Below are 16,060 nucleotides of genomic sequence, written 5' to 3' on the forward strand. Positions count from 1 at the left end.
TAACAGGTTTCGCTACCGTCAACAGGGGTAATGTCGAGGGCGTGTGTGGAGCCACCGGCGAGGTGCGTCTCGACGGCCGGATACCTGATGTAGCAGCTGTCTCGGCGATGGCCGAGGCGATGACACCGAGGGGCCCGGACTCGGCGGGCGCCTGGTCTCAGGGCAGGGTCGCGCTGGGTCACCGTCGCCTGAAGATCATCGATCTCTCCGAGGCGGGCGGTCAGCCCATGCTCGACCCCGAGCTGGGGTTGGCGATCGCGTGGAACGGCTGCATCTACAACTACAAGCAGCTGCGCCGCGAGCTCAGCGGCCATGGCTACCGGTTCTTCTCGCACAGCGACACCGAGGTGCTACTCAAGGCGTATCACCACTGGGGCGATCGGTTCGTCGACCACCTCCATGGCATGTTCGCGTTCGCGATCGTCGAACGTGACAGCGGCCGGGTCCTGCTCGGTCGCGACCGACTCGGCATCAAACCGCTGTATATCAGCGAGAATTCCGCCCGCGTCCGGTTCGCGTCGTCGCTGCCCGCACTGCTGGCCGGTGCCGCCAGGGACGGATCGGTGGACACCCGCATCGATCCGGTCGCGCTGCACCACTACATGTCGTTCCACTCGGTGGTGCCCGCGCCGCGCACCATCCTGCGCGGGGTGGCCAAGGTGCCGCCGGGGTCGCTGGTGGCGATCGAGCCCGACGGCCGCCGCACGACGACGACGTACTGGGAGCCCGACTTCACCCGCAGGGCCGACCGGGCCGACTGGTCCGAACGGGACTGGGAGAACGCGGTTCTCGACGCTCTGCGCGTGGCCGTGGAGCGACGCCTTGTCGCCGACGTGCCCGTCGGCTGCCTGCTCTCGGGCGGCGTCGACTCCAGCCTGATCGTCGGGCTTCTCGCCGAGGCGGGACAGCACGGGCTCAAGACGTTCTCGATCGGCTTCGAATCGGTCGGCGGTGTGGCCGGCGACGAATTCAAGTACTCCGACATCATCGCCGAGCACTTCGGCACCGACCATCACCAGATCCGCATCGGCACCGACCGCATGTTGCCCGCGCTCGACGGCGCGATCGGCGCCATGAGTGAACCGATGGTCAGCCACGACTGCGTCGCCTTCTACCTGCTCAGCCAGGAGGTGGCCAAGCACGTCAAGGTCGTGCAGTCGGGTCAGGGCGCCGACGAGGTGTTCGCCGGATACCACTGGTATCCCCCGCTGGGCGGACCGGACGCGGCGTCGATCGACGGGGCGGTGGCCAGCTACCGCAAGGCGTTCTTCGACCGCGACCGCGCGGGTTACGACGCGCTGGTGACACCGGCGTTCGCCGTCGACGGCGACCCGAGCCTGGACTTCGTCACCGAGCACTTTGCGCGGGCGGGCGCCGAGACCGGCATCGACCGCGGTCTGCGACTGGACACCACCGTCATGCTCGTCGACGACCCGGTCAAGCGCGTCGACAACATGACAATGGCGTGGGGCCTGGAGGGTCGCGTGCCGTTCCTCGACCACGAACTCGTCGAGCTCGCCGCGACCTGCCCGCCCGAGCTGAAGATCGCCCACGAAGGCAAGGGCGTGCTGAAGCAGGCCGCGCGCCAGGTGATTCCGTCCGACGTCATCGACCGGCCGAAGGGCTATTTCCCGGTGCCTGCGCTCACCCATCTGGAGGGCCCGTACCTGGACATGGTGCGCGACGCGTTGTACGCGCCCGCGGCCAAGGAACGTGACTTGTTCCGGCCCGCCGCGATCGACCGGTTGCTCGCCGACCCGAACGGACGCCTGACGCCGCTGCGCGGCAACGAACTGTGGCAACTGGCGCTGCTCGAGCTGTGGTTGCAGCGACACGGCATCACCGGACCCGCGGCATGACGGCGCTCGGGCCCGACGCGGAGCAGACCGAAGCGATCACCCTCGGCTTGCACGACGCGTCACCGCAGCATCTCGTCGATGCGATGGCCGACGATGTCGTCATCGAGATGGGTTGGGGGCGATTGATTTTCGGTCAGACGTTCGCCGAACCTGCCAAGCTGGCCGAAGTGCTCAGGCATGAGGGACACGGACGACGCGACATCTGCATCTACGCGCGCGAACCCCACGTCCTGGTGTCGATGGCGCCCGCCGAACTCTTCATCGATCCGAGCCACACCTACCGGCTGCGGTTCACCGAGGACCCCGAGCCCGACAAGACGCCGAACGGGTTCTCGGTGCGTACGCTGCAGAGCGCCGACGACGCCGACGAGATGAACCGCGTGTACGTGCGCTGCGGCATGGTGCCCGCGCCCGTCGAAGTGCTGTGGAACAACCACCGGACTCAGGACGCCCTCGACTACCTGGTCGCAGTGCGTGACGACGACGGGTCCGTGCTGGGCACCGTGACCGGTGTCGACCACAAACGGCTGTTTTCCGATCCGGAGAACGGTTCGAGCCTGTGGACGCTGGCTGTCGACCCGGGGACGAGCCTGCCCGGTGTCGGCGCGGCGCTCACCCGGGCGCTGGCCGCGATCTACCGCGAACGCGGCCGCGCCTACATGGATCTGTCGGTCAGCCACGACAACGCGGCTGCGATCTCGCTCTACGAAAAGCTCGGATTCGACCGCGTGCCGGTCATGGCGGTCAAGCGCAAGAACGCGATCAACGAACCGCTGTTCACCCACCCGCCCGAAACCGTCGAGGACCTCAATCCGTACGCGCGGATCATCGCCGACGAGGCCATACGCCGCGGGATCTGGGTCGAGGTGCTCGACGCCGAGGCCGGTGAGATGCGCCTGTCTCACGGGGGCCGCACCGTCATCACCCGGGAGTCGTTGTCGGAGTTCACCTCCGCGGTCGCGATGGCGCGCTGCGACGACAAGCGCCTCACCCGGCGGCTGGTGGCCGAGAACGGCATCGCGGTGCCCAAGGGCAGGCTGGCGACCTTCGACGAGAAGGACCACGAGTTTCTCGAGGAGGTCGGCGACGTCGTGGTCAAGCCGACGCGGGGTGAGCAGGGCAAGGGCATCACCGTCGGTATCAGCAGCGCCGAGGACTTGGACGCCGCGGTGGCCCGCGCCCGCCAAGAACATCCGCACGTGCTGATCGAGCAGCGGGCACCCGGCGACGATCTTCGGCTGGTGGTCATCGACGGCAAGGTGGTGGCCGCGGCGCTGCGCAAGCCCGCCGAGGTCGTCGGGACCGGACACCACACGGTGCGCGAGCTGATCGAGGCGCAGAGCCGGCGCCGGGCGGCGGCCACGGGCGGTGAATCGCGCATCCCGATCGACGCGGTCACCGAGTCGACGGTCACCGAGGCGGGTTGGTCGTTCGACGATGTGCTTCCCGAAGGCGAGCGGCTGCGGGTGCGCCGCACCGCGAACCTGCATCAGGGCGGCACCATTCACGACGTGACCGCCAAGGTCCACCCCCACCTGTGCGACGTCGGGGTCAGGGCCGCCCACGCGATCGGAATCCCCGTCACCGGGATCGACCTGCTGGTGCCCGATGTCACCGAGCCGGAGTACGTCTTCATCGAGGCCAACGAGCGGCCCGGGCTGGCCAATCACGAACCACAGCCCACCGCAAAGGCTTTCGTCGACTTTCTGTTCCCGGGCAGCCCGGCGCTGCCTCAGGCGTGGACGCCCGAGGAGTCGCCCGCCTGAGTCACCAGGTGCTGGTGCGCATCACGATCTCGGCGGCCAGCTGCGCGGTGGATTCGGCGGCGTTGCGCCTGCCGAGCAGGTCGACCATCCGGTAGTCGCCGTACACATAGCGCTGGCTGGCCTTGGCGACCGCACGCGCCGCGGGGGTGCTGACCAGTGCCGTGGTGTTCATCTCCACCGGCGGGCAGTGCTCGTCGCGAATCACGCCCGCGGCGTCCGCGACGCGCGGATGCCCGCGGTCGATGACGACCAACCCGATGAATCGGTCGAGCCGAGTGGCGGCCAGTTCCCACGCCAGCTCGCCGCCGACGCGGTCCCCCACCAGCAGCGCCCATTTCACGTCGAGGGCGTCGAGGATGCCGACCACCGACTTCGCGGTCAGCCGGGGATCGGGAGGCACGACGACGGTCCGCAGCGACGCGGTGTGCAGCCGCTGACACACGGCGTCATAGGCGGCGGCCGGCTGATGGCCTGCCCCGAGCACCACCACGACCGACCCCTTCTCGGGACCGGCGACGTCGACGGGCACGCTGAACCCCTCGACGGTGACCGTGGTGGATGGCATTGGGCCACGCTACAGCGGTCGACGGTGCGACGCGGTCATTTCGCCGGGAGTGAACGGGGCGATTCAGAGCGCGGCGACGCGCTCTGCCTGCTCGGCCGCGATGTCCAGAAAGGTTTGCGGCAGCGTGGCTTTGACCGGAACCGTCGGGTTCGGAGTCGGGAACGCGACACCGTACACCGCCATGGTCCCGATGTTCTCGAAGGTGAAGTAGACGCTGCTGTCGACTCCGCCGAGTTGCATGGTCTGCTCATAGAGGAGCGCGTCGGCGCGAGATGGATCCATCCTGGTCGTCGTCATCGGGATGCCCGGCGAGGACTCGTCGAAGAACGTCTCGAAGTGCGCACACCGTTCGGCCGTGGCCGCCAGCTTGTCGAGATCCAGACGCCATGTCAGCACCGTCATCACGATGCGGGCGCCGTCGTAGCCCACGACGTACTCCGCGGCGCTGCCCGGTCCGCGCTCCCCCGTCCCGGCGATCACCCGGGTGAGTCCCTCCGAACACCCCGCCGGTCGGGACAGCATGGCCGGAGGGGCACCAGCACCGTCGCCACCCTCGCCGGGTTCGCGGACGACGTGGTCGAACTGCACCCCCTGCGGGAAGTCGGCCGCGGTCAGCAGCGCTCGGTCCAGGCGGGCGCCTGGCCAGGTCGGCGAGCCCTCGGTCGAGTGCGCGCAACCGGTCAACGTCACCGCGGTCAGGGCGGCCGCCACGGCGAGTCGCCGGATCATCGCCGCAGTCCGGTCACGATGTCGGGCCGGGCCGGGGCGCCGTCGGAGAGCAGGGTGAGCACCGCGTCCAGGTCGAGATGGCTGGTCAGCAGGTCGGCCATCAGGTCGAGTTGCGCGTCGCGCCGGGCACTGACGTCGACATCGTCGGCCACGACGAACCCGTCGCGGCCGGCCGCCTGCGCGACCTCGACCAGCCACGCGCGCCGCACGTCGTCGTTGTCGAGCACGCCGTGCCAGTGGGTGCCGTACACCGCACCCCGCCGCAAGCCCACCCCGAGCCACTGTTCCTCGGTCGAGCGACCGATCCGACCGTGATGAATCTCGTAGCCGGACAACGGTTCTTCGTGACGCAACAGGGTCTTCTCGGACGCGAAGACGATGTCGGCATCGAGCAGGTTCAGGCCGGGCACGACGCCTGCGCCGGATTCCACGTCATCGTCGATGCGCGCGCACAGCATCTGGAAGCCGCCGCACACGCCCAGCACGGGCAGTCCGCGGGCGGCCTGTTCGCACAGTGCTTGTGCCAGGCCGCTGCGGCGCAGCCAAGCGAGGTCGGCGACGGTGGCCTTGCTGCCGGGGATGATGACCACATCGACATCGACGAGATCGGCTGGTTCGCCGACCCAGCGCACGAGCACGCCCGGCTCGCAGGCGAGGGCCTCGATGTCGGTCGAGTTGGAGATGCGCGGCAACCGGATCACGGCCACCCGCAACCACTGCTCACCCCGCGGGGGCTGCGGTTCGCCGACCACGCGACGGGCCACCACCGAGACCGAGTCCTCGGTGTCCAGCCACAAACCCTCGGCATACGGGATGACGCCGTAGGTCGGCCGTCCCGACAGTTGCTGCAGCTGCGCCAGACCGGGGTCGAGCAGCGACGGGTCACCGCGGAACTTGTTGACCACGAAGCCGGCGATCAAGCGTTGGTCCTCGGGTTCGAGCACCGCGACGGTGCCGTACAGGTGCGCGAGCACGCCGCCGCGGTCGATGTCGCCCACGACGATCACCGGGAGGTCCGCCGCGCGCGCCAACCCCATGTTCGCCAGATCGGTTGCCCGCAGATTGATTTCGGCAGGGGAACCGGCACCCTCGCAGATGACGGCGTCGAACTCGTCCCGTAGTTGCTTCAGTTCGTCGGCGACCACCGCTCCAAGGTGCTCACGGTGCCCGATGTAGTCGCGTGCGCTGACGGTGTCGACCACCCGACCGCGCACCACCAGCTGCGACGTGCGGTCGCTGCCGGGTTTGAGCAGGATCGGGTTGAACCGCGTGTGCGGCGATAGACCGGCGGCGCGGGCCTGCATCGCCTGGGCGCGGCCGATCTCGCCGCCGTCGACGGTGACCGCGGAGTTGTTCGACATGTTCTGCGCCTTGAACGGTGCGACGCGAATGCCCTTGCGCGCCAGGAGTCGACACAGCCCGGCCACCACCATCGACTTGCCCGCATCCGAGGTGGTTCCGGCCACCAGCAGCGCACCGCTCATCGATCATCCCCCGCGGTCAGTACGCGACCCCCCGTTTGTGAATCTGGCGACGGAAATCCGTGTCTGGGCGTCGTCGGATGCACAATCGAGCGCCCTAGTGGGCGACTGTCAGGATCTCGGCGCCGTCGTCGGTGACCACCAGCGTGTGCTCGAACTGCGCGGTCCACTTCTTGTCTGTGGTGGCGACGGTCCAACCGTCGTCCCAGATCTCGTAGTCCAGGCCGCCGAGGTTGATCATCGGCTCGATGGTGAACGTCATCCCCGGCTCCAGCACGGTCTCAACCGCGGGCTGGTCGTAGTGCAGGACGACAAGGCCGTTGTGGAACGTGGTGCCGATGCCGTGGCCGGTGAAGTCGCGAACCACGTTGTAGCCGAACCGGTTCGCATACGACTCGATGACCCTGCCGACGGCGGACAGCTGCCGTCCGGGTTTGACCGCCTTGATCGCGCGCATGGTCGCTTCCCGCGTCCGCTCGACGAGCAGCCGGTGTTCCTCGGAGACGTCACCCGCAAGGAATGTCGCGTTGGTGTCGCCGTGCACACCGTCGAGGTACGCGGTCACGTCGATGTTGACGATGTCGCCGTCCTCGATGACCGTCGAGTCCGGGATGCCGTGGCAGATGATCTCGTTGAGCGAGGTGCAGCAGGACTTCGGAAAACCCTTGTAGCCGAGCGTGGACGGATAGGCGCCGTTGTCGACCATGAACTCGTGCGCGATGCGGTCCAGCTCGTCGGTCGTAACCCCGGGCGCGACGGCTTTGCCCGCCTCGTCCAGCGCGCCCGCCGCGATCCTGCCCGCGACGCGCATCTTCTCGATCACCTCGGGTGTCTGCACCCACGGTTCGCTGCCCTCATCGACGGTCGGCTTCCAGGCGTACTCCGGCCGCGGGATCGACGGGGGCACCGGCAGCGTCGGGGAAACCACGCCGGGGCGGAGGGCGGTACGAACGGGCATGTCAACAGGGTAGACGAGGCTAGCGCCGGTCGAATGGGCTCAACCGCCAGGATCGGCGCGGTCCGCGGATGTCGACCGAGCCGAAGACCACCTTGCCGGTCAGGATCACGTGCGGGTTGCCTTCGGCAGGCGCGTCCCTGCGATGGTCGCGGGCGCTGCCCACGTTGACCTCGACGTCGTCGATGGAGGCGCTGGCCCCGTCGGGCAGCCGCAGTTCGAGCCCGCCGAGCTTCAGGTCGAGCTCGATCACGACCATCGGCCCGGCGAAGCGCGCCCGGGTCAGGTCCAGGTCCACCGAGCCCATCCGCCGGTGCAGGGCCAGCCGGCTGGGCACCGTCCATTCGCCGTGCCGCTTGAGGGAGCCGAGCACGCCGCGCAACTCGATGCGGTCGGCGGCCGAGGTGACGATCGCACCCGGTCCGGGCAGGTCGCCCACCAGCGCGTCCAGATCCGAGTGCAGCCGCGCCCGCGCCACCGCCGCCGAGCGCTCCTCGAACTCCTCGATGTCGATCAGGCCCAGCGCGACGGCGTTGTGCAGTCGCCGCAGCGTGCCGTTGCGGTCGGCGTCGGAGACGCGCATGGCGTCGTGGTTGGTCTCGGTCATCGCACGCTCCACGGTACGGCGATGACGCCCGATCAGGCCAGGTAGTCCGGCGGCAGTCCGTCGAGCATGCCCTTGAGCATGCGCACCGCGTACTCTGAGGAACCGCCCCCGACGATCATCGCCGCGAACGCCATGTCACCGCGGTATCCGGCGAACCAGGAGTGCGAGCCGCCCGCGAACTCCGCCTCACCGGTCTTGCCGCGCACGTCGCCCGCGCCCTGCAGGTCCTCGGCGGTGCCGTTGGTCACCACCAGTCGCATCATCGGCCGCAGCGCCTCGACAATCTTCGGGTCCATCGGCGCCGGGCTCTCGGCGACCTCGGTCTCTTTGCCTTGGATCAGTTGCGGGACAGGGGTTTTGCCGGCGGAAACGGTCGCCGCGGCCAACGCCATACCGAACGGGCTGGCCAACACCTTGCCCTGACCGAAGCCGTCCTCGGTGCGCTCGGCGAGGTCGACGGTCGGCGGTACGGAGCCGGTCACGGTCCTCAGCCCGGGGATGTCGTAGTCGGCGCCGATGCCGTACTTGGCCGCGGCCATCGTCAACCCGCGCGGCGGCATCCGGCTGGCCAGCTCGGCGAAGGTGGTGTTGCAGGAACTGGCGAACGCCCGCGACATCGGCACGGTGCCGAGGTCGAAGCCGCCGTAGTTGGGCACGGTCCGGTGGCCGATGTCCATGGTGCCGGGGCACGGAAGCATCGTGTTCGGAGTGGCCATATCGCGTTCGATGGCAGCCCCCGCGGTCACCATCTTGAACGTCGACCCGGGCGGATACAGGCCGGTGGTGGCAATGAGGCCCTCGGTGTCGGCGGCGGCGTTCTGCGCGACGGCCAGGATCTCACCGGTCGACGGTTTGATCACGACGATCATCGCCTTCTTGCCGGTGAAGTTGACCGCGTTCTGCGCGGCGTCCTGGACCGACCGGTCGAGGCTGATCCGGATCGAGGGTGCGGGATCCCCCGGCACCTCGTTGAGTACGTCGACGTCGACGCCGTTCTGGTTGACGGTGACCACCCGCCACCCCGCGTCGCCGGCCAGTTCACCCGCGACCGCCCTCTTGACCTCACCGACGATCGCCGGCGCGAAAGTCTCGTCGGTAGGCAGCATTTCGGCCAGCGGCGTGATGACCACACCGGGTTGCGCACCGATCGCGGCGGCCACCCGGTCGTGGTCGGCCTTGCGCAGCGTGATCAGGTTCAGCGGCTGTTCGGACGAGCTGGCCTGCTCGGCGAGCCGCTGCGCATCGAGTGTGTTGTCGAAGGGCCGCAATGCGTCGACGGCGGCCCGCGCGGTCTGCATCAGCGACCCGCCGGCCTCGCGCGCGTCCAGCGAGTAGCTGTACAGGTATCCCGGCACCAGCACCTCGGTGCCGCCCCGCTCGATCACCGACGCCCGCGGGGGCGCGTCGGCGCGCAGCGCGAAGGTCTGGTTCTCGCCGAGCCGCGGGTGCAGGCCGGTGGCGCTCCAGCGCACCATCCACCGGCCCTCGTCGCGGACCATGTTGAGCTGTCCGTCGTAGGTCCAGGTGCGGTCTTTGGGCAGATGCCACGTGTAGCGGTAGGTGACGCTGCCGGTGTCCATCGCGTACTTGGAGCCCAGGATCTGCGTGTCCAGGTGGGTGGCCTGCAGCCCGGCCCACGCTTCGTTGAGGTCTTCGCGCGCATCGGCGGGCCGGTCGCTGAGTTCGGCCGCGCCCGCGGTGTCACCGGTCGCGAGGGCCGCGAAGAACTTCTCGGCGGCGGTCTCGGGTCCGGCGGGCTTGGGCGTACAAGCGCTGTTGAGGCCGACGATCAGGATGCCGACCGCGACGAGGCTCACTATGCGTGTGACTGAAGATGCCATTGGGACAGATGTTACGAAGTCGAGACCTGCAATCCCGGGAGGCGCACCGCATTGCGGAAGCGGTTCTCGGGTTGGAGGGCTAGCCGGTTGATCGCATGCACCCCGGTGGGTGGGATCAACCCGTTAGAGCCCGCAGCGCACGCCGGCGGGGCGCACCGTCGAGCGGCGCCCAGGCAGCGTCGGGTGTGCTCAGCCCGCGGCCGGCGCCCGCACCACCAACGGCACTCCCGGGAAGTAGGCGGCCATTTCCGAGCGCGACTTGCGCAGCGCCGCGGTGCCGTAGCCCTGCTTGCGATGGTCGGGGTGGATCCAGATTCGCACGTTGACCTCGCCGGAGACCAGGTCGCCGAACACCATCCCGATCTTCTCGGCGCCGTGCACCGCGACCAGCCAAGCCGCCTCCTCGGCGTCGACGCGCCGCAGGCCCGCGCGGATCTCGTCGTCGAGATCGCCCGCGGGAGCGCGCGACCCGTCGCCCGCCTCGCGTACGTCCTGGGTGCGCGCGGCGAAGATGTCGCGATCAGCATCGGCGATGAACGGGCGCAGCGCCATGCTGTCGGCGCTGCGGGCGGGCTCACCCATGGTGAAGCTGAGCTGGTTGTTGAGGTCCTCGAGTTCGGCGGCGATCCGGCGCCGTGACACCTTGGTCAGCCGATCGAAGGACAGCCGCAGCACCGCCTCGGCGGCGGTGTGCGATGCGCCGAGCATGCTCGCGATCGACTCGATCGCGGCGTCGTAGTCCTCGGAATCGACGATGACGTCGAGCAGTTCGTGGCGCCGTTCCAGGGCGCGCACCATCGTGTCGGCGATCTCTCTGCGCGCGATTGTGCGGTCGTCGTCAGCCATGCCGTGAGCGTAAATCAGTCGGATCGTCAGTCGAGCAGAACGGTGGCGAACGTCCCCACCTGGCGGAAGCCGACGTGGTCATAGGTCGCGCGCGCGACGGTATTGAAGTCGTTGACGTACAGGCTGGCCGTGCGCCCAGAGCGCACCACGGCTTCGGCCAGGGTGGCGGTGCCCGTGGTGCCCAGACCGTGCCCGCGCCAGTCGGGGTGTACCCACACGCCCTGGATCTGCCCGACGGTGGGCGACTGCGAACCGATCTCGGCCTTGAAGACCACCTCGCCGCGCTCGAAGCGGGCCCAGGCCCGGCCCGCGGCGATCAGACCGGCGACCCGCCTGCGGTATCCCCTGCCTCCGTCGCCGAGCCGCGGGTCGATGCCGACCTCACCGATGAACATGTCGATCGAGGCGACGAGATAGGCGTCGAGCTCGTCGGCACGCACCTGACGCACAGCCGGATCGGTCGCACACGACGGCGGTGTGCTCAGCGCCAGCAGCGGCTGATGCTCGCGCACGTCGCGCGCGGCGCCCCAGGCGTTTTCGAGGCGACGCCACATCGGCAGCACCAACTCGGCCCGACCGACCAGCGAGGAGCAGCGGCGTGCGGTGCTCATCGCCTTCTCGGCGAACGCGTGCAGGTCAATCATGTCCCCGCGCAACGGAATCAGGTTCGCACCGGCGTAGCACAGCGATTCGGTGGGCCTGCGCCGCGTCCACAGTTCTCCGCCGATCGCCGAAGGCTCCACACCGTACTCGGCCACCCGGCAGGCGACCATGCACGAGCCGACCGGATCCTCGTCGAGCACCCGCATGACGGCGCCGGCGTCACGCACCACCGAGACCCGTCGTTCGTCGACGTGACGAAACAGCGGCGGTGCCGACATGGGATCTCTTTCTAACCGACGCCGGGCGGCTCTACCCGGTGTTTGGGATCACATTCAGCTTACGGTCACGACCGGCGAACCGCTGGCATCTGTTCCACGCTCTTCAGCGATTCGCATGGCCTCTTCGATCAGCGTCTCGACGATCTGGGCTTCGGGGACGGTCTTGATGACCTCACCCTTGACGAAGATCTGGCCCTTACCGTTGCCGGACGCCACCCCGAGGTCGGCTTCGCGCGCCTCGCCGGGACCGTTGACGACACAACCCATCACGGCCACGCGCAGCGGGACGTCCATGCCTTCCAGCCCGGCGGTGACCTCGTTGGCCAACGAGTAGACGTCGACCTGGGCGCGCCCACACGACGGGCACGACACGATCTCCAGCGACCGCGGACGCAGGTTCAGCGATTCGAGGATCTGGTTGCCCACCTTGACCTCTTCGGCGGGCGGCGCCGACAGCGAGACGCGGATGGTGTCGCCGATGCCCTTGGAAAGCAGCGCGCCGAACGCGACCGCCGACTTGATCGTGCCCTGAAACGCCGGACCCGCCTCGGTGACGCCCAGATGCAGCGGGTAGTCGCACTGCGCGGCCAACTGCTCGTAGGCGGCCACCATGACGACGGGGTCGTTGTGCTTGACGCTGATCTTGATGTCGCCGAAGCCATGCTCCTCGAACAGCGAGGCCTCCCACAGCGCGGACTCGACCAGCGCCTCGGGTGTGGCCTTGCCGTACTTCTCCATGAAGCGCTTGTCCAACGACCCCGCGTTGACGCCGATGCGAATCGGGATGTTCGCTGCGCCAGCGGCCTTGGCAACTTCGCCGACGCGGCCGTCGAACTCCTTGATGTTGCCGGGGTTGACGCGCACGGCCGCGCAGCCGGCGTCGATGGCGGCGAAGATGTACTTCGGCTGAAAGTGGATGTCGGCGATCACCGGGATCTGGCTGTGGCGGGCGATCTCGGCGAGCGCGTCGGCGTCCTCCTGCCGCGGGCACGCCACCCGCACGATGTCGCAGCCCGACGCCGTCAGTTCGGCGATCTGCTGCAGCGTGGAGTTGACGTCGTGAGTCTTGGTGGTGCACATGGACTGCACCGCAATCGGGTGGTCGCTGCCGATGCCGACATCGCCGACCATGAACTGACGGGTTTTGCGTCGCGGCGCCAGAACCGGTGCCGGGGGCGCCGGCATGCCCAGTCCTATTTGTTGAGGTCCGCTCTGTTGGCCGGAGGCCATTTACTCTCCTACTGCTTACTGGAAGATTCTGATGGGGTTGACGAAGTCGGCGGTCACGGTCAACAGCATGTAGCCGGCCACCACGACGAGGATCACGTACGTGGCGGGCATCAACCTCAGGTAGTTGACCGGAGCCGCGGCCACCTTGCCGCGTGCCGACCGGATCGAGTTGCGGATTTTCTCGTAGAACGCGATCGCGATGTGGCCGCCGTCGAACGGCAGCAGCGGTACGAGGTTGATCGCGCCGAGCACGAAGTTCAACTGCGCCAGGAAGAACCAGAACGCCACCCACAGCCCCTGATCCACGGCGTCGCCGCCGATGATGCTGGCGCCGACGACGCTGATCGGGGTTTCGGGATCGCGCTCCTCACCGCCGATGGAGCGCACCAGCGCACCCATCTTGGTCGGCAGCTTGGCCAACGACTTGCCGATCTCCACGGCGAGGTCGCCGGTGAACGCGATCGTCGCGGGCGCCGCCGACAGCGCGTTGTACTGCGTGGGCCCGAACTGCGCCGCGGTGATGCCGACCGTGCCGACCGGAACAGGTTCGGCGAGATCACCCTTGGCGACCCAGCGCTGGGCGGGCACGACGTCGACCAGGGTGGTGAACTCCTCGCCGTCGCGCTGCACGGTGAACTCGGTCGGACCGTCGAGCGCGCGGACGGCGGTGACCAACTCGTCGAAGTTCGCCACGGGCGTATCGCCGATCTTGACCACCGTGTCCCCGGCTTGGATGCCCGCGGCCGCGGCGGGAGAGGGTGCCAGGCAGTCGCCGAGCTGACCCCTGCTGACTTCGGCCTTCACACACGACGTCTCACCGACGATCGCGGTGGTCGGCGCGTGCAGGTTGGGCAGCCCCCACACCACGGCGATGCCGTAGATCAGCACCAGGCCGATGACGAAATTCATGCCGGGGCCGGCGGCCAGCACCGCGACGCGCTTCCACGTCTTCTGCTTGTACATCGCGCGGTCCTGCTCGTCGGGCGCGAGCTCCTCCACCGACGTCATGCCCGCGATGTCGCAGAATCCGCCGAGCGGGACCGCCTTGACGCCGTACTCGGTGCGGTCGCCGAGCTTGTTCGCCCGCCAGGTCGCCCACAGCGTCGGGCCGAAGCCCACGAAGTAGCGGCGCACCTTCATTCCGGTGGCGCGCGCCACCCACATGTGGCCGCATTCATGCAGGGCCACCGAGACCAAGATGGCCAGTGCGAACAGCACGACACCGGTGAGCCACATCATCTGGTGGTGATTACCTTCCGCTCGACCGCGCGCGCGGCACGGTCACGCGCCCACTGCTGGGCGTCAAGTACGTCATCCACGGTAGCTGGTTCGGCGGCCCACTGGTCGGCAGCGCGCAGCACGTCGTCGATCGTGCGCACGATCGCCGGGAAGCGGATGCGCCCGTCGAGGAACGCCGCCGCCGCCTCCTCGTTGGCGGCGTTGTAGACCGCCGTCAGGCAGCCGCCCCCTTCTCCGGCCCGCCGGGCCAGCATCACGGCGGGAAACACCTCGTCGTCGAGCGGCTCGAAATCCCAGGTCGACGCGGTGGTGAAGTCGCAGGCTGACACCGCCGCGGGCACCCGTTCGGGCCAGCCGAGCGCCAGCGCGATCGGCAGCTTCATATCCGGCGGGCTGGCCTGAGCCAGCGTGGAACCGTCGGTGAACGTGACCATCGAGTGCACGATCGACTGCGGGTGCACCACCACCTCGATGCGGTCGTAGGGCACGCCGAACAGCAGGTGCGTCTCGATCAGCTCGAGCCCCTTGTTGACCAGCGAGGCCGAGTTGAGGGTGTTCATCGGCCCCATCGACCAGGTGGGGTGGGCGCCGGCCTGTTCGGGCGTGACCGACTCCAGCCGCTCGGCGCTCCACCCGCGGAACGGGCCGCCCGATGCGGTCAACACGATCTTGGCGACCTCGTCGGGGCTGCCGCCGCGCAGGCACTGCGCCATCGCCGAGTGTTCGGAGTCCACGGGCACGATCTGGCCTGGTCGGGCCGCCTTTTGCACCAGGGGGCCACCGGCGACCAGCGACTCCTTGTTCGCCAGCGCCAGGCGAGCGCCGGTCGCGAGCGCGGCCAGCGTCGGTTGCAGCCCGAGCGCGCCGACGAGCGCGTTGAGCACCACGTCGGTCTCGGTGTTCTCGACGAGCTCGGTGACGGCATCAGGCCCCGCATACGTGACGTCGCCGACGCGAGCGGCGGCCGCCTCGTCGGCGACGGCGATATTGGTCACACCCGTCGCGGCGCGCTGCCGCGCCAGCAGGTCAGGATTACCGCCGCCTGCGGCCAGGCCGACGACCTCGAAGCGGTCGGGGTTGGCGGCGATGACGTCGAGCGCCTGCGTCCCGATCGATCCGGTGCTGCCGAGGATCAGCACGCGTCGCCGGCCTGATGCCGCGTCGCCGCGCTCGGCCCCGCCGGAAATACTCACCGAACCATTGTGCCGCCTGCCGGTGCCCACTCGTCAGCCCGCCGACCGCAGGCACACCCGTTTCGCAGATGTGACGTGAATCTGACGGGATCCATCCGTTGGCCGCTCCGGTCCGAATCCCCGGTGTCACAGCAGAGGACGGCACCGCCCGTCCACGACAAGGGAGCAGCGCATGAAGATCAAGTTCGGCAAGTCCGTATCCGCGGCGGGTGTGGCCGCGGCCGCGATCCTGACCCTCTCGGCGTGTTCGAACGACGCCACCACCGCGGCGCCGTCGGCCACGGCGGAGTCGGCATCGACCAGCGTCGCGCCGGCCCCGATGGAGCAATCCATGGACCCGGCCGGCAGCCTGGTGGGCGCCGGGTGTGCGGCGTACGCCGAGCAGGTGCCGTCGGGCCCGGGTTCGGTCAACGGAATGGCGCCGTCCCCGGTGACCGTCGCCGCCTCGAACAACCCGATGCTCACCACCCTGACACAGGCGCTTTCCGGACAGCTGAATCCGAACGTCAACCTCGTCGAGACGCTCGACAGCGGTGAGTTCACGGTGTTCGCACCGACTGACGACGCGTTCGCCAAGATCGACCCGGCCACCATCGAGACGCTCAAGACCGACTCGGAGTTGCTGACCAGCATCCTGACCTACCACGTGGTGCCGGGCCAGGCCAGCCCGGCTCAGGTCGCCGGCGACCACAAGACCGTGCAGGGCGCGACCGTCACGGTGACCGGCGAGGGCGACAACCTGAAGGTCAACGACGCGGGCCTGGTGTGCGGCGGAGTGCGCACTGCCAACGCGACGGTGTACATGATCGACACCGTCCTGATGCCGCCGGCCGCCTCCTAGGCCGCTCCCGGGCGGGGCGGGCACGGA

Annotated in this window: 14 protein-coding genes; 3 read left to right on the forward strand and 11 right to left on the reverse strand. The window is 68.9% G+C overall.

Going from position 1 to position 16,060, the window contains the following annotated elements; all coding sequences use genetic code 11:
• Positions 1–41: 41 nt before the first annotated feature.
• Positions 42–1,859 carry an N-acetylglutaminylglutamine amidotransferase gene (locus A5790_RS09710; protein ID WP_066843035.1) on the forward strand — a complete coding sequence of 606 codons (1,818 nt, stop codon included), beginning with the start codon at positions 42–44 and terminating at the stop codon, positions 1,857–1,859.
• A complete protein-coding gene (gene ngg / locus A5790_RS09715; RefSeq protein ID WP_066843043.1) occupies positions 1,856–3,625 on the forward strand; it encodes an N-acetylglutaminylglutamine synthetase in 1,770 nt (589 codons plus the stop codon). Before A5790_RS09710 ends, ngg begins: the two co-directional genes overlap by 4 nt.
• Before the next feature lies 1 nt (position 3,626).
• Here the strand turns inward: ngg and A5790_RS09720 are convergent, their stop codons facing one another.
• The 11 genes from A5790_RS09720 to dxr form a co-directional block, all read right to left on the reverse strand.
• The gene (locus A5790_RS09720; RefSeq protein ID WP_066843045.1) at positions 3,627–4,190 is read right to left on the reverse strand and encodes an alpha/beta fold hydrolase; all 564 of its coding nucleotides are present in this window, start codon (positions 4,188–4,190) and stop codon (positions 3,627–3,629) included.
• Between the two features lie 63 nt (positions 4,191–4,253).
• Entirely contained in the window at positions 4,254–4,919 is a 666-nt protein-coding gene (locus tag A5790_RS09725) for a hypothetical protein (RefSeq protein ID WP_066843049.1), read from the reverse strand.
• Positions 4,916–6,403, reverse strand: coding sequence for a cobyric acid synthase (locus A5790_RS09730; RefSeq protein WP_066843050.1), 1,488 nt, complete (start codon positions 6,401–6,403; stop codon positions 4,916–4,918). The genes A5790_RS09725 and A5790_RS09730 overlap by 4 nt, the downstream gene beginning before the upstream one ends.
• Positions 6,404–6,497: 94 nt before the next feature.
• Positions 6,498–7,358, reverse strand: a complete 861-nt coding sequence (map, locus tag A5790_RS09735) for a type I methionyl aminopeptidase (RefSeq protein ID WP_066843052.1) — start codon at positions 7,356–7,358, stop codon at positions 6,498–6,500.
• A 19-nt stretch (positions 7,359–7,377) separates the two neighbouring features.
• On the reverse strand, positions 7,378–7,962 hold the full coding sequence (locus tag A5790_RS09740) for a DUF1707 domain-containing protein (RefSeq protein ID WP_066843054.1): 585 nt from the start codon (positions 7,960–7,962) through the stop codon (positions 7,378–7,380).
• 32 nt (positions 7,963–7,994) lie between these two features.
• Positions 7,995–9,803: a penicillin-binding transpeptidase domain-containing protein gene (locus A5790_RS09745; RefSeq protein ID WP_066843058.1), complete on the reverse strand. Its 1,809-nt coding sequence runs from the start codon at positions 9,801–9,803 to the stop codon at positions 7,995–7,997.
• A 189-nt stretch (positions 9,804–9,992) separates the two neighbouring features.
• Positions 9,993–10,649 (reverse strand): GNAT family N-acetyltransferase, encoded by a 657-nt coding sequence (locus A5790_RS09750; RefSeq protein WP_066843060.1) that lies wholly within the window; start codon positions 10,647–10,649, stop codon positions 9,993–9,995.
• A gap of 26 nt (positions 10,650–10,675) precedes the next feature.
• Complete coding sequence (locus A5790_RS09755) at positions 10,676–11,530, reverse strand: GNAT family N-acetyltransferase (protein ID WP_066843062.1); 855 nt, start codon at positions 11,528–11,530, stop codon at positions 10,676–10,678.
• Positions 11,531–11,584: 54 nt separating this feature from the next.
• Entirely contained in the window at positions 11,585–12,760 is a 1,176-nt protein-coding gene (gene ispG / locus A5790_RS09760) for a flavodoxin-dependent (E)-4-hydroxy-3-methylbut-2-enyl-diphosphate synthase (RefSeq protein ID WP_082961648.1), read from the reverse strand.
• A gap of 15 nt (positions 12,761–12,775) precedes the next feature.
• Positions 12,776–13,999 (reverse strand): RIP metalloprotease, encoded by a 1,224-nt coding sequence (locus A5790_RS09765; RefSeq protein ID WP_066843071.1) that lies wholly within the window; start codon positions 13,997–13,999, stop codon positions 12,776–12,778.
• Positions 13,996–15,186 carry a 1-deoxy-D-xylulose-5-phosphate reductoisomerase gene (gene dxr, locus A5790_RS09770; protein WP_066843156.1) on the reverse strand — a complete coding sequence of 397 codons (1,191 nt, stop codon included), beginning with the start codon at positions 15,184–15,186 and terminating at the stop codon, positions 13,996–13,998. The genes A5790_RS09765 and dxr overlap by 4 nt, the downstream gene beginning before the upstream one ends.
• Before the next feature lie 178 nt (positions 15,187–15,364).
• Between dxr and A5790_RS09775 the strand changes: the two genes are divergently transcribed.
• Positions 15,365–16,033, forward strand: a complete 669-nt coding sequence (locus tag A5790_RS09775) for a fasciclin domain-containing protein (RefSeq protein ID WP_066843072.1) — start codon at positions 15,365–15,367, stop codon at positions 16,031–16,033.
• Positions 16,034–16,060: the final 27 nt, after the last annotated feature.

The organism is Mycobacterium sp. 852002-51152_SCH6134967, assembly GCF_001667105.1.
GTDB classification, from domain to species: domain Bacteria; phylum Actinomycetota; class Actinomycetes; order Mycobacteriales; family Mycobacteriaceae; genus Mycobacterium; species Mycobacterium neumannii_A.

Bases quoted from the DNA above. Each gene is read 5' to 3' on its own strand.
- A5790_RS09720 (WP_066843045.1), bottom strand. From the start codon at position 4,190: ATGCCATCCACCACGGTCACCGTCGAGGGGTTCAGCGTGCCCGTCGAC.
- A5790_RS09740 (WP_066843054.1), bottom strand. From the start codon at position 7,962: ATGACCGAGACCAACCACGACGCCATGCGCGTCTCCGACGCCGACCGC.
- A5790_RS09765 (WP_066843071.1), bottom strand. From the start codon at position 13,999: ATGATGTGGCTCACCGGTGTCGTGCTGTTCGCACTGGCCATCTTGGTC.
- A5790_RS09775 (WP_066843072.1), top strand. From the start codon at position 15,365: ATGAAGATCAAGTTCGGCAAGTCCGTATCCGCGGCGGGTGTGGCCGCG.
- ispG (WP_082961648.1), bottom strand. From the start codon at position 12,760: ATGGCCTCCGGCCAACAGAGCGGACCTCAACAAATAGGACTGGGCATG.
- ngg (WP_066843043.1), top strand. From the start codon at position 1,856: ATGACGGCGCTCGGGCCCGACGCGGAGCAGACCGAAGCGATCACCCTC.
- A5790_RS09730 (WP_066843050.1), bottom strand. From the start codon at position 6,403: ATGAGCGGTGCGCTGCTGGTGGCCGGAACCACCTCGGATGCGGGCAAG.
- A5790_RS09725 (WP_066843049.1), bottom strand. From the start codon at position 4,919: ATGATCCGGCGACTCGCCGTGGCGGCCGCCCTGACCGCGGTGACGTTG.
- A5790_RS09750 (WP_066843060.1), bottom strand. From the start codon at position 10,649: ATGGCTGACGACGACCGCACAATCGCGCGCAGAGAGATCGCCGACACG.
- A5790_RS09745 (WP_066843058.1), bottom strand. From the start codon at position 9,803: ATGGCATCTTCAGTCACACGCATAGTGAGCCTCGTCGCGGTCGGCATC.
- A5790_RS09755 (WP_066843062.1), bottom strand. From the start codon at position 11,530: ATGTCGGCACCGCCGCTGTTTCGTCACGTCGACGAACGACGGGTCTCG.
- map (WP_066843052.1), bottom strand. From the start codon at position 7,358: ATGCCCGTTCGTACCGCCCTCCGCCCCGGCGTGGTTTCCCCGACGCTG.